The organism is Nostoc sp. UIC 10630 (genome assembly GCF_010747425.1).
GTDB lineage: Bacteria > Cyanobacteriota > Cyanobacteriia > Cyanobacteriales > Nostocaceae > Nostoc.
On record NZ_JAAGOG010000159.1, the window covers coordinates 1 to 18,845 of the forward strand.

Annotated in this window: 13 protein-coding genes and 1 pseudogene; 10 read left to right on the plus strand and 4 right to left on the minus strand. The window is 39.8% G+C overall.

The window, feature by feature from the left end; translation table 11 throughout:
* Positions 1-572, minus strand: a pseudogene (locus tag G1O98_RS28025) (AsmA family protein); the annotation flags it as partial.
* A gap of 260 nt (positions 573-832) precedes the next feature.
* Between G1O98_RS28025 and G1O98_RS28030 the strand changes: the two are divergent.
* From G1O98_RS28030 to G1O98_RS28065, 8 genes are all read left to right on the plus strand, one after another.
* The gene (locus G1O98_RS28030; protein ID WP_012412248.1) at positions 833-1,261 is read left to right on the plus strand and encodes a DUF3110 domain-containing protein; all 429 of its coding nucleotides are present in this window, start codon (positions 833-835) and stop codon (positions 1,259-1,261) included.
* A gap of 96 nt (positions 1,262-1,357) precedes the next feature.
* Positions 1,358-2,284: an N-acetylmuramic acid 6-phosphate etherase gene (gene murQ / locus G1O98_RS28035; RefSeq protein ID WP_163934957.1), complete on the plus strand. Its 927-nt coding sequence runs from the start codon at positions 1,358-1,360 to the stop codon at positions 2,282-2,284.
* Between the two features lie 498 nt (positions 2,285-2,782).
* Complete coding sequence (locus G1O98_RS28040; protein WP_163934960.1) at positions 2,783-3,973, plus strand: response regulator; 1,191 nt, start codon at positions 2,783-2,785, stop codon at positions 3,971-3,973.
* 807 nt (positions 3,974-4,780) lie between these two features.
* The gene (locus G1O98_RS28045; protein ID WP_163934963.1) at positions 4,781-5,143 is read left to right on the plus strand and encodes a response regulator; all 363 of its coding nucleotides are present in this window, start codon (positions 4,781-4,783) and stop codon (positions 5,141-5,143) included.
* A gap of 121 nt (positions 5,144-5,264) precedes the next feature.
* Entirely contained in the window at positions 5,265-5,738 is a 474-nt protein-coding gene (locus G1O98_RS28050; RefSeq protein WP_012412244.1) for a chemotaxis protein CheW, read from the plus strand.
* Between the two features lie 238 nt (positions 5,739-5,976).
* On the plus strand, positions 5,977-9,285 hold the full coding sequence (locus G1O98_RS28055) for a GAF domain-containing protein (protein ID WP_163934966.1): 3,309 nt from the start codon (positions 5,977-5,979) through the stop codon (positions 9,283-9,285).
* A 148-nt stretch (positions 9,286-9,433) separates the two neighbouring features.
* A complete protein-coding gene (locus G1O98_RS40240) occupies positions 9,434-9,646 on the plus strand; it encodes a four helix bundle protein (protein ID WP_243458560.1) in 213 nt (70 codons plus the stop codon).
* A 26-nt stretch (positions 9,647-9,672) separates the two neighbouring features.
* The gene (locus G1O98_RS28065; RefSeq protein WP_163934969.1) at positions 9,673-13,275 is read left to right on the plus strand and encodes a hybrid sensor histidine kinase/response regulator; all 3,603 of its coding nucleotides are present in this window, start codon (positions 9,673-9,675) and stop codon (positions 13,273-13,275) included.
* Between the two features lie 17 nt (positions 13,276-13,292).
* Here G1O98_RS28065 and G1O98_RS28070 read toward each other — a convergent pair whose 3' ends face one another.
* The 3 genes from G1O98_RS28070 to G1O98_RS28080 are packed head-to-tail and all read right to left on the minus strand — an operon-like array spanning position 13,293 to position 16,082.
* Positions 13,293-14,021, minus strand: coding sequence for a Uma2 family endonuclease (locus G1O98_RS28070; protein ID WP_163934972.1), 729 nt, complete (start codon positions 14,019-14,021; stop codon positions 13,293-13,295).
* Positions 14,022-14,075: 54 nt separating this feature from the next.
* On the minus strand, positions 14,076-14,969 hold the full coding sequence (locus G1O98_RS28075) for an ABC transporter permease (protein WP_163934975.1): 894 nt from the start codon (positions 14,967-14,969) through the stop codon (positions 14,076-14,078).
* Between the two features lie 27 nt (positions 14,970-14,996).
* Positions 14,997-16,082 (minus strand): spermidine/putrescine ABC transporter substrate-binding protein, encoded by a 1,086-nt coding sequence (locus G1O98_RS28080; RefSeq protein WP_114084065.1) that lies wholly within the window; start codon positions 16,080-16,082, stop codon positions 14,997-14,999.
* A gap of 417 nt (positions 16,083-16,499) precedes the next feature.
* On the opposite strand from G1O98_RS28080, the gene cruF reads away from it, so the two are divergent.
* A complete protein-coding gene (cruF, locus tag G1O98_RS28085) occupies positions 16,500-17,408 on the plus strand; it encodes a gamma-carotene 1'-hydroxylase CruF (protein WP_163934978.1) in 909 nt (302 codons plus the stop codon).
* Positions 17,409-17,522: 114 nt separating this feature from the next.
* Positions 17,523-18,758: a 2'-O-glycosyltransferase CruG gene (gene cruG, locus G1O98_RS28090; protein ID WP_345940600.1), complete on the plus strand. Its 1,236-nt coding sequence runs from the start codon at positions 17,523-17,525 to the stop codon at positions 18,756-18,758.
* The last annotated feature ends 87 nt before the right edge of the window (positions 18,759-18,845 follow it).

The following is an 18,845-nucleotide window of genomic DNA, read 5'->3' on the forward strand; positions in this document are numbered from 1 at the left end:
CCCCTTGCTCCCCTTACCTCCCCTGCTCCCTCTGCCTCCCCTCCTCTCTCTTGCGGCATCAATGCCAGCTTGGCATTACGAAACCGCAAGTAGTCCAAATCAGTTTTAATTGCACCGCCTCCACCTGACGACGCGATGCTAGTGGAAATCCAGCGCCCTTGCTCATCCTGCTGAATGTAAATATCTGGGTTGACTAAGGTGACATCAAGTTTGAGGTGGCGATTAAAGATTAGTTGTAACGGGTTAAAACCCACCTCTACAAATTCGACTGTCGCCCGATCTGGATCTGTGGGTGTGGCGGGGATAGTTGAAGCGCCAAACTGCACTCCCGTTAACGAAAATTGTGTGACTTTTCCCAGTTTTACCGGACGGTTGAGTGTAGTAGTCAGACTTTGTTGTGCCAACGGCGTTAACTCTGTTTGGACAAAAGTCCACAACCGCCAAATACCGATGATAACTCCTAACAGTAAAAGTCCACTCAAGGCAATGCTACCCCGACTCAACACCAGCAACCACAGACGCTTGCGGATAGGGGAGGGGGAGTGAATATCTTGATGGGGAGATTTAGTCATTTGCTTTCACTGTATTAATTGCCGGATATCGCTGGCACACACAAGCATTAACTGACACATTGATTCAGTATGCCATTTCCAGGATACGCCAAGTAAAGCAAAGACCTCATTAGTTAAGTTACGGTATTTGCTTGATCCAATACTTATGCTTAATAATTTTGGCGTTTTCAGGAAAATCTGAATAGAGTGAAAATTGTTCTTGTGACTTTCCTTGAGGTACAACCTAGAACTTTAATATGAATAGACCTTAAAAAAGACAGATGATTACACCAATGCGTGTTTTTGTGTTGATTTTTAATGCTCGAACGGAGAATGAGGGGATTCACACGATTCGGGAGGGCGATCGCAATAAAATTCTGATGTTCGAGTCAGAAGACGATGCCACGCGCTTTGCCCTAATGCTGGAAGCTCAGGATTTCCCCGCACCGACACCAGAGCCAATCGATGCTGAGGAAATCAAGGAATTTTGCGAAAGTGCTGGGTATGAATGGGAAATCATCCCAGAAAACAGCAATTTAGTTGTCACTCCCCCAGAACTGAACGTAGAACAAACTGACTGGCAAGCAAACGCCCAGAAGGAGGATACTGTTGAAGACACCTTCCCTCTCAATCAACAGCCACTAGAAGAACCAGAATTATCTGATTCTGAACTAGAGAAGATGCGTCGCAAATTGGAAGGATTGCTTTAATTAGTCATTAGTCATTAGTCATTGGTCATTGGTCACTGGTCATTGGTCGCTAACTGACTAATGACAATGGACAACGGACAAAGGACATAAGGATAAATGACAAACTTGCAAGAACGTGGGCATCTTTTAACCGAGCTGGTAAATCCTAACAGTCTTAACTTAGACCAGCTCAGTTCTCTGGAATTGGTAGAACTGTTTAATAGTGAAGATCAAAAAGCAATTGCAGCGGTTGCAGCGGCGAAAGTTCAGTTGGCTGAAGCGATTGATAGCACCGCAGAGCGTTTGCGTCACGGAGGACGTTTATTTTACATTGGCGCGGGCACAAGTGGTAGGTTAGGGGTGCTAGATGCTGCTGAGTGTCCACCTACTTTTTGTACGCCCCCAGAGTTGGTACAGGGGATTATTGCTGGTGGTGCTGGCGCACTGGTACGCAGTTCGGAGGATTTAGAAGATAGCATCGAAGATGGTGAGGCTGCGATCGCTGGGCGACACATTACCCAGTTAGATGTAGTCGTCGGTATTACTGCTGGTGGGACAACACCTTATGTCCACGGTGCCATTCATGCAGCTCGTCAACGGGGAGCCAGTACTATTTTTATCGCCTGTGTTCCGGCTGAACAAGTTAGCATTGATGCCGATATTGACATTCGCCTATTGACAGGGCCAGAAATCATCGCTGGTTCAACTCGCCTGAAAGCTGGTACAGTCACGAAGTTAGCTTTAAATATGCTTTCCACAGGAGTAATGGTTAAACTAGGTAAGGTTTATGGTAATCGTATGGTGGATGTGGCAGTAACAAATCAAAAGTTACGCGATCGCGCTTTACGAATATTGCAAGACCTCACAGGCTTAAGTCGGGAAGCTGCTGGTTTTTTATTAGAACGTAGTGGCAAGTGGGTTAAACTAGCATTATTAATGCACTGGACTGGTTTGGAAAAAGAGGATGGCGATCGGCTTCTAGCAGAACACCAAAGTAATCTTAGGGCAGCTGTTATGAGCTATCAAAATCACAACCAATCTTAAAGACATTTTCCTAAATAAATACTCTATAGGTGGCTGCTACTTGTGTGAGCAGCACACCTTTTTTAAAGATAATATTCCCTAAAAAAGCTCGCTTCAATTAACTTGTATTAACAAATGTAAAATTAAATAAATATTTTTAACATTCGTAGGCAATTTTAATAAAGTTAAAAAATCCTCGATATTACTAATCATTTTAAGCAAAAATTCAGAACTTATACGGTTATAATTCTGTATGAAAATTATTAAAATAATCAGTTAATACTGAATGCATCCTAATGATGTTGACTATAGCAAGCTACTTGGTTCGTAAAGTCTACCGATAACAAACTATATAAAATCGGATTTATATATTAACAGTATTTTTGCTATTTCCTCATCATCCCTTGATTTTAATAAACTTGATTTTGACTGCTATATATCCATTTTGATGTGTCTTCTGACCACTATACACTAATGTGGGTTTTTCAATAACTGGCTTTTTAATACAAGGAATAAAATATGACCCACTCGGAACTTATTCTTTCAAATAACTTAGTTAATGAATTTAAAACTTGTACTCAACTGCAATTTAATGGCAAATTAAATATTAAAAGTTCAAAGGGTGGCCAATGGACTTTTTATTATCGCCTGGGACGTATTGTTTGGGCAACAGGGGGCACTCATCCCTTCCGGCGATGGCGTAGGCACATGGCTCAAAACTGTCCTCAGATTGATGTTGATAAATTACTGTTGCGTTCACAAGACGTATCAATAGATTACTGGGATTACCGCCTTTTAGAAATCTTTTATAAAAAACAGAAAATTCAAAGAGAACAGATTCAGTCTATTGCCGAAAGCACCATAGCAGAATTACTATTTGACTTAGCATTGCAAGGAAATTTCGCTTCTATAACTTGCAATCGCAGCCAAGAAGTTATCCTCGAAACACCAATGAGCTTTACGAGTGCAGAAATGTCTGTAAAGCACATGCAAGATTCATGGAAAACTTGGTCAGCCGCTGGTTTAGCAAATTTTTCTCCTAATTTGGCACCGGTTTTGCGGCGACCAGAACAACTCCAGCAGATGGTAAGTCTATCTGTCTACAAAAACTTTTTGAATTTAATCAATGGCAAATTCACTCTCTTAGATTTAGCTGTGAAAATGAAGCAGAGTGTACTACCACTCACCCGTTCGTTGCTTCCTTATATCCTTAAAGGAATCATCGAATTGGTAGAAGTACCTGATATGCCGTTAGTAGTGACTGAGACCAACAATAAGCCTCACACTACACAACCAAAGAAACCGAATGCTCCATTAGTGGCCTGCGTAGATGATAGCCCTCAAGTCTGTAAAATGCTAGAGGATATTATTACTTCCAATGGACTAAGGTTTATTAAAATTCAAGATGCTGTACAAGCACTTCCAACCCTGATTCAAGATAAACCAGACCTAATTTTCTTGGATTTGATTATGCCAGTTGCTAGTGGTTATGAAATCTGCACTCAGTTGCGGCGAATATCAGCCTTTGCCAATACACCAGTGATTATATTAACAGGCAGTGATGGTCTTTTAGATAGAGTTCGTGCCAAAGTAGTCGGTTCTACAGATTTTATTACTAAACCCGTAGCGCCTGACAAGGTAATGAGTATAATACGTAAATATTTACCTACATTGAGTGTTCCCATTGAGAAGAGTAAAGCCAATGTATAGGAATCCGCTTTGATTTCTGTTCGCGCAGCCTGGCGTAGCCATAGTTACTTGCTTTAACTAGTAATAGGCAATAATCAATGCGAAAAGAGCCTTTTTGGATTGCACTAAGTTTATCAAAAATAGAATATAAGTTCTAGATAGGTTTGTAATTAGGGAGAATGAATAATTTTTCTTGATAATTAATCATCAGTTAGTCTGATTGACTTAAAAATTTCATTTTTCAGTATTAGACTATAACTCAGTAATAGCCAGAACCAAATTTTTACAACCGATAGACTTTCTCGTGTCCATAAACATAAAAATAAGCCAGAATTCACAAGGAATAATTAGGTAGTAGTATGAAAGCTACTTAATTATTTTTTAAATATTTAAATATTGGTTTGATTATATTCCTATAAAATTACGCCTTAATTATGACGAATAATGCTTTTATTCTTTCTTGATAAAATTTTTTAATATTCACATATATATATTAAATTCTGTTCGCTACGTACTTTTTCTGAGGTTAATAGATAAAGATTGAATCAAAATTAGACAAATACAACTTTTTGTATTTATAGCAGTCCTGTTTGAGTTGTGAAATATTGATTATGACAAAGAAGTTAGGGCTAGTCTCTAGTCTTTTCTATGTCAGGAATTACACATTTAAAACCTAAAACCTTGTTGGCGCACTCCCATTAGCTCCCTTTTTTAAGGGAATTGGGGAATCTTTTGTGCGTAATTCCTGCATGTCTTTGTTCATGAATCGCTTAGGGTTTGTATATCTAATTTGTCTACATTCTTAAAATTTTTTAAAAGGTAATTATCATGAATACTGTTTTAGTTGTTGAAGATGGCTTAACAGATATGGAAATAATCAGCCGTTACTTGCAACAGGCAGGTTATTCTGTAATTAGCGCCACCAGCAGCGAAGAAGCTCAAGACAAAATAGATAAAAAAAAGCCAGACCTCATATTTCTCGATGTAATTTTACCAGGAAAAAGTGGCTTTGAAATTTGCCGAGAACTGAAAAATAATCCCGACACTAGCAAAATACCTGTGGTTTTTTGCTCTACCAAAAATAGTGATGTAGATAAAATTTGGGGTAATATGTTGGGCGCTGATGGTTATCTATCAAAACCGATTGATAGAGAGGAACTAGTGGTAATTCTAAAGCGATTAATTCATTGATAATGCAATAATTCAACGAAGAGTCAATGTCACTATTTATAATATATGACCTCTGCAAGCTCAAATCATAAAAGCAAATAGTGGCTAGAGATAAACAATTAAGCACAAAGGATCAATAACTTTGGAAACCAAGGAAAAGTTTTTAAGTTTTAATTTGGGAGTAAAAGATACAGCTGTTATTTCTTTACAACACATCACAGAAGTGTTGCAAGTACCATTACCTGAAATATGTAGTGTTCCACAGATGCCCAGTAGCGTCTTGGGTATTTATAACTGGCGTGGTGAGATGCTTTGGTTAGTAGATTTAGAGGCAATGTTAGGTTATCCTCCAATTTCACAAGGAGCAAATTTAATTTCAATAATGATGGCAATTGTTCTGGAAAACAATGGTAAATATTTAGGACTATTGGTGAAACATATTATAGATATTGAATTGCTAGATATTCAGCAAATGAAACTCCCAAATATCGAACTATTTTATCCTAAAATATCACCTTTCTTACAGGGATACTTTATTAATGATTCCGAAGATATGATTTTTAATTTGAATGCTATAACGATTATCCAATCTCCCCTCTGGAAGATTCATAATTGAAAATTTGAAATAGACGACCGGGGAGAAGTTTTTGAAAATTACTAATTCTTGGTAAGCGAATAATAGTTTATCCTTTATCCTTTAGGAGCATCCACTTTTGGAAGAAACATAATTATTTGGTGCCAAAAACTCTACTATATGGTTGGTCTAAAAAAGTCGATTTGCCAAAAGTGGATGCCCCATCCTTATTCTGCAAAATTTCCACTTATTATCCATAACAAATTTTGAGGTTAATCAAATGACATTTTTGTATAGCAATAGCCATGAAAACGAGCATCTAATATCTGAAGTAGAAAATCTAAATGGACACGCTAATATAGCAAATCTTGCTAGTAATGAAATATCTTTATTAAATGCCATATCTCAGGAATTTAAAACTTGGCGGCGACAGTTGCAAGGCATCGCAACTCATCTGCGTCAAGCTCCAGACATTGATACATTACTTAAAATTACTGTAGCGCAAATTAGAGAAAAAATTGGCTGCGATCGCGCCTTAATTTATCAGTTTACCTCTCTTGATTCAGGTAATGTTTTAGCAGAATCAAGAACACGAGGTTGGACACCGACTTTAGGCGAAAATATTCCCGGAATTATTTTTGGTTTATATACCAACCAAGACTATATAGAACCTGTAGTTATTGACGATATTAGTCAGATTCAACTTACCCCTTATCAAAAGCAACTCCTAGATAAATTTCAAATCAAAGCTAGTTTGAGTTTACCGATTGTAGTAGAAGGTAAAGTATGGGGATTACTGGTAGTAAATAATTGCTTATCAACGCGGCAGTGGCAAGAAGTAGAAATTAGCCTACTATCCCAAATTACCACAGAACTCATATACAAATTGCAGAGTTTTGAATTCAAAAGAGAAGAACAACAGCGAATACTAGCAAAAAAATCTGTAGCTAAAGTCATCGACAAAATTCTGCGGGCATCAAATGTCGATAAGATTTTTAAAACAACCACTCAAGAAGTACGTCAATTACTAAAATGCGATCGCGTCGCCGTTTATCGTTTCAAACCTGACTGGAGTGGTGAGTTTGTCGCTGAGTCAGTGGGTAATGGCTGGGTAAAAATGGTCAGCCCTGATTTTTATATGGTGTGGGAAGATAGCCACTTGCAAGACACCCAAGGAGGACGTTATGCCAAAGGTGAAAGCTTTGTGGCCAAAGACATTTATAAAATGGGTCATGCTCAATGCCACATTGACATTTTAGAGCAGTATGAAATGAAGGCTTACATCATTGCGCCCATATTTGCTGGAGAGAAATTATGGGGCTTGCTGGCAGCTTATCAAAATTCTGGACCTCGTGATTGGCAACCTTGGGAAGAAAGCTTTGTGACCCAAATTGGACTGCAATTTGGTGTGGCTATCTCACAAGGCGAATATCTAGAACAGATGTATAAAAAATCTGAGCAACTAGCCCAAATAGTTGAACAAGAAAAAGCTTTTACTAAGATAGTAGGCCGCATCCGACAATCTTTAGATGTAGATAGCGTCTTCAAAACAACCACTCAAGAATTGCGTCAATCACTACGATGCGATCGCGTCGCAGTCTATCGTTTTAACCCTGACTGGGGTGGCGAATTTGTGGCTGAGTCTGTGGGTACTGGTTGGACAAAACTGGTAGGCCCTGATATTAAAACCGTTTTGGACGATACCTACTTACAAGAAACTAAGGGAGGTAGATATGTTAGAGGCGAAAACTTTGTTGTTAATGACATCTATGAAGTAGGGCTTGCTCCTTGCCATATTGAGATTTTAGAGCAGTTTGAAGCCAAAGCTTACATAATTGTTCCTATATTCTTCGGAGATAAATTGTGGGGTTTGCTGGCAGCTTATCAAAATTCTCGCCCCCGTGAATGGGAAACTTGGGAAGTGACTTTTTTGGTTCAGACTAGCTTGCAATTTAGCCTAGCTAAATCACAGATAGATTATTTGGAATTAGTTCGGTTGAAATCTGAAAAACTAGCTCAGATAGCGGAACAAGAGAAAGCTGTCACCAAGATCAGTAACCGCATCCGGCAATCTTCAGATGTAGAAGAAATCTTCAAAACAACAACTCAAGAAGTACGGCAATTACTGCGATGCGATCGCGTCGCAGTCTATGGCTTCAACCCTAATTGGACTGGTGAGTTTGTAGCAGAATCAGTAGCTCATACTTGGGTAAAACTAGTAGGCCCCGATATCAAAACTGTCTGGGAAGATACCCACTTACAAGAAACTCAAGGGGGTCGATATGCCCAAGGGGAAAACTTTGTTGTTAATGACATCTATCAGGTAGGTCATTCTCCTTGCCACATTGAAGTTTTAGAGCAATTTGAAGCTAAAGCTTATGTAATTGTTCCTGTATTTGCTGGGGAACAATTGTGGGGATTGCTGGCAGCTTATCAGAATTCTGGAACTCGTGATTGGGATGAATCGGAAGTCACCTTGTTAGCACGCATTGGCAACCAGTTAGGGCTAGCATTACAACAGACTGAATATTTGCAACAAGTACAAGGGCAGTCAGCCAAATTAGCAGAAGCCGCAGCACGAGAAAAGGCAGCCAAGGAGTTACTACAACAACGATCTATTCAACTGCTAATAGCCCTTAGACCCGCCCTTAACGGCGACTTAACAGTACGCGCACCCATTACAGAAGACGAACTAGGCACGATCGCTGATGCTTACAATAATACCCTGCAAGCGCTGCGGCAAATAGTTCTTCAGGTACAAGGGGCTGCTCAACAAGTTGCTCAAACTTCTAGCAATAGCGAGGCTTCCCTAGCAGGACTGACTAATCTGGCGCAACAACAATCTGAGGAAATTACCGCAGCATTAGGCGAAATTCAACACATGGTGGACTCTACTCAAGCTGTAGTGACGAATGCTGAGTTAGTGCAAGTAGCGGTGCAACAAGCCAATGAAACTGTTGAGTCTGGCGATACTGCGATGAACTTAACTGTAAAAGCAATCCAGGGAATTCGTGAAACCGTTGCTCAAACCAGCAAAAAGATTAAACGCCTCAGTGAATCTTCGCAAAAAATCTCCAAAGTGGTGAATTTGATTGGCAATTTTGCCACACAGACAAACGTGCTGGCTCTGAATGCGGCTATTGAAGCTACCCGTGCCGGTGAATATGGCAAAGGCTTCGCAGTTGTAGCCGATGAAGTCCGTTCTTTATCTCGCCAGTCAGCAGCAGCAACCATCGAAATAGAAAAATTAGTCCAGGATATTCAAGCAGAAACCGGGGAAGTTGCAGTAGCAATGGAAATTGGTATTCAGCAGGTAGTAGAAGGCACAAATCTTGTCAGTGACACTCGCCAAAACTTGAATGCGATCGTTTCTGCAACTGCCGAAATTAGTCAGCTAATTGAGCGGATTACCGCAGCGACTCAAAAACAAATGACCCAATCTGTAACAGTCATAAAATCAATGCAAGATGTAGCAGAAATTGCTAATAAAACTTTTGGTGAATCTCAAGAAATTGCGACTGTGTTTCAAGATTTATCAGGGATGGCGCAAGAGCTATTAACAACTGCTAGCAAGTTTAAAGTCAAATAGATTTTAGATTTTAGATTTTAGATTTTGGATTATGAATGAGGAAGATTTTAAGCGGGGAATAAAGCAGCTAGCATTGCGAGTAATCCGCTTAGTAGAAGCCCTTCGAAAGAGCTGAACGGCAGAGCAGATAATCCGTTCAGCAACATCTATGGGAGCTAACGATCGGTCAGCTTGTCGTGGGAAGTCAACCGCGGATGTCATTGCTAAACTCAGCTTGGTAGAGGAAGAAACCGATGAAAGTCTTTATTGGATGGAACTTATTGTTGAGGTTGGTTTATTATCGCTAGAAAAAGTGAGCAATTTGATGTCAGGAAACACTGAAATTATGACATCAAATTGCATCAATCAAAATTTTACGTAACAAATCTAAAATTTAAAATCAAAAATATGATTACAGATAACGAAATTCGCGAACAAGGATACATCTACTTTCTAGCTGAAGCTCCAGAATTAGTACAGATTATTGAACAAGAACTATTTAGCTTATCGGAAGGTTATAGCACTGCTAAAGTCCATAATTTAATGCGGGCTACTCATACACTTAAAGGTGGTGCTGCTAATGTTGGGCTAGAAGTTATTAAGATGATAGCCCATTTTTTGGAAGATGTATTTAAGGCTTTATATAACCCAAATGTAGTAATTGATGCTGAACTACAAACACTTTTATTACAAGCTTATGAGTGTCTTAGCATAGCATTAAATACTGAGCTAATAGGCAGCACTGTGAATGACGGAGAACTACTAAATCGAGCAACTTCCGTGTTTTCACAGTTACAAGAAAAGCTGGGTGATGCGTTTGGTGATGAGGCTCATATTCCCACTTCTGAGGAATTGGGATTTGATATTGTCCAGTCAGTTTTTGAGGTGGGAGTAGAGCAACGTCTAAACAGTATTGCTGAAGCTGTTAACAATCCACCAAATAATAACGAATTTATTGAATTATTACAGTCACAAGCTGAGGTATTTTTCGGTTTAGCAGAATCTCTAAATTTGCCTGGATTGGGAGAAATTTCTCAAACAATTTTATCAGCACTGCAAGCAAATCCCACTCAGGTACAGCAAATCGCTGAAATTGCCCTTGCAGATTTACAACAAGCACAAAAGTTGGTATTAGAAGGCGATCGCACATCTGGTGGAGAAACTTCTCTAGCTTTGCGAAAACTCACACTAGTGGCAAATAATGAGTTAGCTAAAAAATTACAAAATAATTCATTTGCTGACATCTTTGTTATCAATGAAGAGCAATTTTACCACTTTCTCACTACATCCGACAACAATAAAAATGAATCTGTCAATCCAACAACTGCCAAGTTTTATCTAAAAGTAATTCGCTATATTTTTGGTTGGTTTAATCACGAGATAAAAATACCAGAACCAAATTTAGATTTACTTGTTCCCAAGTTAGGAAAAGAAAATCTACTTGATTATATCGAAAATTGGCTGAGAAAGTTTCTTGATTTTGTTCAAGATGAACAAGATAGCCAAAGTCTTTGTATTTATAGACATGGGATAATTTTAATCATCTTATTTGCTGTCACAAAGTTTCAGAATTCTGTTAATAAATCTGACAGCTATATCTCAGTCATTAAAATATTACAAAACCGAATTCACAGATTAGCAGAAGAATATAAAAACTATCCTCCTGTTACTACCGAAGAAAAAAATTGGCTTGATATTCCGAAACTGCAAACACTATTAGTTTTTAAAGAAATATCTAAATCTGTATCTTCTCAAACTACTGATAATTTACTAGAGACAATATGGGGAGGAGAAGTTAGCCAAAACCTGACAGAGCCAGTGGTGACAACTCCAAATGATGATTATTCAGAAAAAGTTGATTCATTAAGTCTAAATGAGCAGGTAGCTATAGGAGTTACTGAAACAGCCATTGAAGTTATGCCTGATTTAGCTACACAGATCAACAAAGAAATAGAAGATAAATCACAGTATGTTCAAACTAAAAACTTTCGTCAACCTTCATTTATTCGAGTAGATACAGAAAGACTACAACACCTCAATTATTTAGCTGGAGAATTACTGATTTACCAAAAAAGACGTACTTTGCAAGATGAACAAGTTAAAGAAATAATTGATCAATTAATACGTCAAATTACTAGACACCAAAAAACTTTAAATGAATTACGCGATCTCCCATTACAAATACCAAATAGTGCCTCACAACAAACGCAAAATTTCGCAGTGAAATTTGACTCTTTAGAAATGGATGTATATACAGAATTTCATACAACATTGCATGAAGCAATAGAAGAAATACTGCAACTACAAGAAACCACAGAATCACTTGAATTGCTCGTGACACAAGCTGCTCAAATTAGTGACAAACAAGAGAATTTAACTCTTAATATTATAGAGAGCTTAGTAGAAGCACGAATGTTGCCTTTGGGCAATATCCTAAATCGTTTCCCCCAGATGGTAAATAAGTTGGGGAATGTTTATGCCAAACTTGTAGAATTGAAACTTACTGGTACTGAAGTACTAGTAGATAAAGCGATCGCAGAGAAACTCTACGATCCGTTATTACATTTAGTACGTAATGCTTTTGACCACGGGATTGAAGCTCCGAGACTTCGCCGAGAGCTTGGAAAACCAGAAAAAGGGTTAATCGAAATCCGCGCTTATCATCAAGGTAGCCACACTATTATCGAAGTTCGGGATGATGGTCAGGGATTGAATTTAGACAGAATTCGCACAAAAGCTGCTGAATTATATCCCATACAAACTGAAGAAAAAATTAGAAGCTATGCTTCTAATCTGGCCGAACCTGAACTTTTAGACATGATATTTTCACCTGGATTTTCTACTGCCGGTAAAGTGACTGAAATCTCTGGGCGCGGTATGGGGTTAGATATTGTGCGGACTCAGATGAACGCACTTAATGGCTCAATTTCAGTTCAATCCTTACTCAACCAAGGAACAATATTCATACTCAAAATTCCTTTTTCTATGACTACAGAAAAACTAATGCTAGTTCAAGCCAAAGGTGTTATTTATGCCCTTCTTTCGGACAGTATCGAAAAAATATTGATTCCCTCCGAGCAGCAAATTAAAGAAATTGAAGGTCAAAAAGTCTTGCATTGGAACACAGACAATGATGAGACTATGGTCAGCCTTCGTCAACTTTCAAAATTGATTCATTATGATGATTCATTCTTGAATACTGCTGCTCCATACAACACATCAAATACTGACGACCAAAGCATAGCGAAAAATCCAGTGCTTTTGCTCCGACGAAATCAGGGAATGTTTGCTTTGGAAGTTGACCAAATAATTGGTGAACAAGAACTGGTAATCAGACCTTTAGGAAATGCGATCGCACCGCCAAAATACGTTTATGGTTGTAGTAGTTTACCCAATGGTAATCTCATCTTAGTGATTGATGCTTCATTGCTGGTCAAGTCTAGCGAGATCCAACAAACAACACTTGATATCATGGCGTTACCAGTAGCTTCTCCCTCAAATAAAAAAGCCTTAGCGATATCGGGAGACACTTTTGCATCTACTTCCATAAAAACGATAGAAACTCAACCCAGTTATTCTCAAAAACCAGATCATAAATTACCAAAAGTTGTTTTAGTAGTAGATGACGCAATTAGTTTGCGCCAAACTATCTCTCTGACTCTACAAAAATCGGGCTATCAAGTAATACAAGCTCAAAATGGTGTAGAAGCTCTAGAAAAGTTGCAGTTACAGCCAGAAATTCAAGTTGTCGTCTCCGATTTAGAGATGCCACGAATGAATGGTTTTGAGTTGTTGGGCAATTTCCGTCAATACCCCAAATTAGCAAAAATCCCTGTGGTGATTCTCACTTCTCGCAGCTCTGAAAAGCATCGCCAACTTGCTCAAGAATTGGGTGCAAAAGCTTACTTAACTAAGCCTTATTTAGAAAATGAATTTCTTTCTACAATTAAGGGGTTAATTAACAGTAATGCAGATGATCTAAATGATTTGCTCATGGTGGTAAATCATTAAAAATTCGTAATTCGTAATTATGGATTACCAGGTAAATTATTTGGATCTACACCTAAAGAACGTAAATACTGCGCTAATTGTTCAGCCCTTTGCCGCTCTTGTTCAGCCCGCGATCGCTCCTGTTGTGCCTGTTCTGCATCTGTCAGATAGCGGTTTCCTTGCTCATCATACCAACATAAAAACTGCTGTTGTATGCCGGCAATTACAGCCTGGTGTCGCCCAATACCTAACCCCACTTCTGGCATAAAATAAGGCTCACCTATTTGTAGCTGGTAGCTTCCATCTATCAATTTATACACTTCAAAAGGTTGATGTTGGTCACGTCGCCAAAACTCAGGGTTATAAATTACGTAGTACAATACACCAAGTTTTTTATATATATCTAGCTTCTCGTCATATTCACCTCCTGGGGTATGGGATACCATTTCTAATGTGAATATCGGAACGATCCCATTTTCTTCCCAAACTGCGTAACTTTTGCGTGATTTACCACCCTTTTTCCGTTCTACTCCCACACTTAAAAAAGCATCCGGCACTACAGGTACTCTAGGGTTTATCCCCGTAGTGTGATACACTCCCATATCTACTCCGAAGTACCAATCCAGGCGATTTGCCCAAATGGAGTTGAGTAAGAATAATAAAATGTTGGGCAAAAAGTTTTGGTCTTCGTTATCCACTGGTGTATCGTCTGAACAGGGAAGTTCATCAGTAGTTGGTAACGCATTTTTGAGATCAGGTGAGAGCATAACCGTTGTCTCGCTGGCGTTTGATGCCCTTATTATAAATGAGCGACCAAAAGTTTAGCGTTTGGGTGCAGGTTCGCCAAACTTAATTAAAAGTGCGATCGCAATACTAACAAGCAAAATTAACGTCATACTCAAAGCTGAACCAAATCCCCAATTTTGCGTGGCTCCTAGGAACTGGTTATAAACTAACCGTGCTGCCGTCATACTAGAAGCACCACCAAGTAATTCTGGATCGACAAAATCCCCCAAGCCTGTGATGAATACAAGCATAGAAGCAGCGGTAATTCCAGGCAGAATTTGCGGTACAGTTACCTGGAAAAAAGTTTCCATCGGATTTGCACCTAAATCAGCCGCCGCTTCTAGCAACCGCTTGTCTAGCTTTTCGAGAGAAGCATATAAAATCAAAACCATATAGGGTAACAAGCTGTAACTCATGCCAATAAATACAGCTTGACTCTGATTAAGTAATTGCAAAGTAGGCAAGCCTAAAGTGCTGAGAAAACTGTTCAACAAACCAGTAGGACGAAGAATTGTAATCCAAGCATAAGAGCGAAGTAACGAGGAAGTCCACAAAGGCAAAACAAAACCTAATAGCAGCAAATTCCGCCAACGTAGCGGCGCTATTTGAGCAATCCAATAGGCGACAGGGAAGCCTAAAATTAAACAAATTATTGTAGTGCCCAACGCAAAAAATAGCGATCGCACAATTACCTGTAAGTAAAGGGGGTCGAATATTCGGATGTAGTTTTGGATTCCGTTGGGATTAACCAAATCTCCCGGACGAATGTCTGCAACTAAACTTAACTCGAAAATTATCAAAGTTGGCAGCACCAACAAAAGTAATAACCAAATTCCCGATGGTGCAAGTAATATCAAAGGTTGCAGCCAATTTCCTCGCAGGCGAGGCAATTTTTCTATTTGGGAAATCCCATTTTTTTCAATATTCATTACTTATAAATCTAACTCCTAACTATTTTAACTGCTAGTTAATTGAGTCCAATAGCGATCGTAAACCTCTTCAAAGTCTCCTACAGGAGTAACACGTTCACAGTTTGCTAAAAGTGATTCTGCGGGAAATAAATTAGCATTGTCTTGGATTGTTTTTGGCAATTGCTCAAATCCAGCCCTATTAGGCGTAGAAATACTCAAGCGTTGACTGATTTGGGCTGCTAATTCTGGTTGCAAAATCATGTTGATCCAAGCATAAGCTCCAGCTAAATTAGGGGCTGTTTTCGGAATAACAATAGTGTCTGTCCATAATGAAGAACCACTGCGAGGAATCACATATTTGAGTTTAGGGTTTTCTTGAGCAATTTTTACTGCATCTGCTGAATAGCACATTGCTAATAGCAAATCTCCTGCCAGAATTTGATTTTGCCAAGCGTCGGTGTCAAAACGTGCGATCGCAGGTTTTAGCACCTTCAACTTTTCATAAGCTTGTTTGATTTCTTGTTCGTTTTTGGAGTTGTAAGAATAACCTAGCATCCGTAAGGTCGCACCCATAACTTCTCGAACATCATTAAGCAAGGTCATCCGTTGATTAAGTTCTTCTTGGTTCTGCCAAAGGTAATCCCAGTCTTGTGGTGCATCTTTGATTTTTTCGGAATTGTAAAGCAAACCTGTTGTCCCCCAGTTAAAAGGGATGCTATATCGGTTATTGGGGTCATAGCTAGGATTCTGAAATCGGGGAAATAAATTCTCTAAACCGATTAAGCGATCGTGATTTATCTCTGTTAACAAACCTTTGTTTACCATCTTCTGCACCATGTAATCAGATGGGTTGATGATGCTGTAAATGCCACCGCCTCCAGCTTGCAACTTGGCCAGCATGACATCATTGGAATCATACACATCCGCCAGCACTTTCATACCAGTTTGAGTGCTAAAAGTTCTCAGTAATTGGTTGTCAGTATATTGTGTCCAGGTAAAGACATAAAGTTGGTCACGTTGACCATTCGTATTAGAATTAGCACGGACTTCAGCCAGTCTCCAGCCACAACCAGCTAAAGATAAGCTAGAAAGTGCTGCCACCCCTTTTAAAAATCGCCGTCTGTTAGCCATTAAGTTAGAAGTTATTCATCGACAACTTCTAGATTACGGTATACTTTGTATTCCCTGGCCTAATTTTCTGGCATCAATGTATCATTCTTCACTTTAGAGCTTAGTTAATTTATAATAGTTTTCTTCACTCAATGAGATCCCTGCATGGAAGGAATTTTTTATCATACGGGTATCAGTAGGACAAGAAACCAGAATTTTTTGCAGATGGAATTATGTAGATTTTGAATATATAGCTTAAACTAGTAGGTTTATCATCATATTTCTTATAGCTTCAATCAATCGGCTGTTATGCTCTTCCCAAGAAAGCCAAACAAGTTTGTAGAGAATTGCGGCACAAAGTATTTAAATATGTTGTTAAACATTTGTAAACTGTTAGCAGCCGAGTAGCCGCGTGTCACATCTTGTTAAGGAATTATCATGAGACAACTTGTTATCGTTGAGCGCGTATGCCTGATTGGTCATATCGTGTCAAAAGCCTTCGGACTGGTAGGGATGCTACTGGTCATACCTAATGCCGACATAATTTTCAACTTATCGCAGGTTGGAGAAACTGCCGTACAGTTAAGTATGGCTGGTGGCGGTGTAGTTGATATCATTTTGGGGACAATAGCTGTCTCTATTTATGCCTACCGGACGCTGGGATTGGGAACTTGGCTAGCATTTATGCTGCCGGCTATGCTTATCTCTTTGGGAAGTGAACTACTGGGAACCAGCACAGGTTTTCCATTTGGAGATTATAGCTACTTGAGTGGCTTGGGTTATAAGATTGCAGGGCTAGTTCCTTTCACAATTCCTTTGTCTTGGTTCTATGTTGGACTGTCGTCTTATTTAATCGCGAGAACTGGTTTGAAAGTGGCTCAAAAGCCCAGTTGGGGTCGCCATATTGCGGCTATAGCTGTTGGTGCTTTACTCTTCACTTGCTGGGATTTTGCCCTTGAGCCAGCTATGAGTCAAACTTCTCTGCCTTTTTGGTATTGGGAACAACCAGGAGCTTTCTTTGGCACACCTTACCAGAACTATGCAGGTTGGTTTGGTACTAGCGCCCTGTTTATGAGTGTGGCAGGCTTGTTGTGGAGAAACACATCGATTAAATTAGAGCGATCGCAACTCAATCTACCCTTAGTCGTTTATTTGACTAACTTTGCCTTCGCCGCCGGACTAAGTTTGGCTGCTGGGTTCTCCATCCCTGTATTGCTCGGTTTATTGCTTGGTGTGGCTCCCGCCGTGGCTCTGTGGTTAAGGAGTTCAACCACACCCGCTCAAGTTGCTGTTGAACCAGTAAGCAAAGAAGTATCAGTAGCAAAGGTTGAAGTTGCCTTAAAATAGCCTAGAAATTGTGGAGTGGGGAATGGAGAATGGGGAATAGAGTAACAGGGATTAGCAATTCCCAATTCCCAATTCCCAATTCCCATTTATTTTGTATAGTCGCACTTTTAATTGATAAGTATTTTGACAACAGTAGACAACGCTTTAATAGTAGAAAGTGCCATATCCTTTTTATTGCTACTTATTCAAGTACCAGCAACGGCGATTCTGTTTTCGCGCTTGTTAAAGGGGCCAAGAAGGCTGCCACCTATAAAACCGCAACAGCCAACGCCAGAGCTTTTAGGTAAGGTTAGTGTCGTAGTTCCCACACTGAACGAAGCGCTTCGCATTAGCCCTCTGTTAGCTGGTTTAAGTCAGCAAAGCTACGAAGTTCGAGAAATTCTTGTTGTAGATAGCAACTCCAGTGATGGTACACCCGACTTAGTAAAAGCCACACAGCAAAAAGATCCGCGCTTTCGCGTGATGACGGATGATCCTTTACCCTCTGGTTGGGTGGGGCGGCCTTGGGCGTTGCATAACGGTTTTCTATATAGCTCTGAGGGTAGTGAGTGGTTTTTGGGTCTGGATGCTGATATTCAACCACATCCTGGTTTGGTTGCGGGTTTAGTGAAGACGGCGGAAGCACAAGGCTATGACTTAGTTTCCCTTTCGCCCCAGTTTATCCTCAAATATCCAGGAGAATGCTGGCTACAACCAGCTTTGTTGATGACTTTACTTTACCGATTTGACCCTGCTGGCATTAATGCAGAGCAGCCTGAACGGGTGATGGCAAATGGGCAGTGTTTTTTGTGTCGTCGCTCTGTTTTAGCTGCTGTGGGTGGTTACAGCAGTGCGAGTAGTTCTTTTTGTGATGATGTCACCTTGGCACGAAATATTGCAACTCTTGGGTATAAAGTGGGCTTTTTAGATGGCGCAAAGGTTCTGAAAGTACGAATGTATGAAGGGGCGATGGAGACGTGGAAGGAATGGGGGCGGAGTCTAGACCTTAAAGATGCAACTTCTCGTTCTCAGTTGTGGGGAGATTTATGGCTACTCACATCTGTTCAAGGTCTACCCCTTTTAATTGTCCTCAGTTTTTTATTAATTTCTCCCTCACTCTCGTACTCGCTACAGACGCGATTAATCGCGTTTGTACCCACTCCCTTACTTCTTCTACTGGGACTGAATTTATTCTTGGTAGTGATTCGCTTTGCGATGCTAATTGCGATCGCACCTTCTTACGATCGCAAAAGTGCTAAAGGTGGCTGGTTATTCTGGCTTTCCCCTTTAGCCGATCCCCTAGCTGTGCTGCGAATCTTCTTATCTGCGTTCCACAAGCCACGCGAGTGGCGAGGACGCAAGTATATATAGTGGGGAATTGGGAATGGGGCATTGGGAATGGGGAATTGGCATTGATTATTAAATATTCTCCTCTGCTCCCCCTGCTCCCCCTGTCTC

What these genes read in the sequence shown, in the direction of transcription:
- G1O98_RS28030 (WP_012412248.1), top strand. Translation starts at nt 833, where the DNA reads ATGATTACACCAATGCGTGTTTTTGTGTTGATTTTTAATGCTCGAACG.
- G1O98_RS28080 (WP_114084065.1), bottom strand. Translation starts at nt 16,082, where the DNA reads ATGGCTAACAGACGGCGATTTTTAAAAGGGGTGGCAGCACTTTCTAGC.
- G1O98_RS40240 (WP_243458560.1), top strand. Translation starts at nt 9,434, where the DNA reads ATGGGAGCTAACGATCGGTCAGCTTGTCGTGGGAAGTCAACCGCGGAT.
- G1O98_RS28065 (WP_163934969.1), top strand. Translation starts at nt 9,673, where the DNA reads ATGATTACAGATAACGAAATTCGCGAACAAGGATACATCTACTTTCTA.
- G1O98_RS28040 (WP_163934960.1), top strand. Translation starts at nt 2,783, where the DNA reads ATGACCCACTCGGAACTTATTCTTTCAAATAACTTAGTTAATGAATTT.
- cruF (WP_163934978.1), top strand. Translation starts at nt 16,500, where the DNA reads ATGAGACAACTTGTTATCGTTGAGCGCGTATGCCTGATTGGTCATATC.
- G1O98_RS28070 (WP_163934972.1), bottom strand. Translation starts at nt 14,021, where the DNA reads ATGCTCTCACCTGATCTCAAAAATGCGTTACCAACTACTGATGAACTT.
- G1O98_RS28045 (WP_163934963.1), top strand. Translation starts at nt 4,781, where the DNA reads ATGAATACTGTTTTAGTTGTTGAAGATGGCTTAACAGATATGGAAATA.
- murQ (WP_163934957.1), top strand. Translation starts at nt 1,358, where the DNA reads ATGACAAACTTGCAAGAACGTGGGCATCTTTTAACCGAGCTGGTAAAT.
- G1O98_RS28075 (WP_163934975.1), bottom strand. Translation starts at nt 14,969, where the DNA reads ATGAATATTGAAAAAAATGGGATTTCCCAAATAGAAAAATTGCCTCGC.
- G1O98_RS28055 (WP_163934966.1), top strand. Translation starts at nt 5,977, where the DNA reads ATGACATTTTTGTATAGCAATAGCCATGAAAACGAGCATCTAATATCT.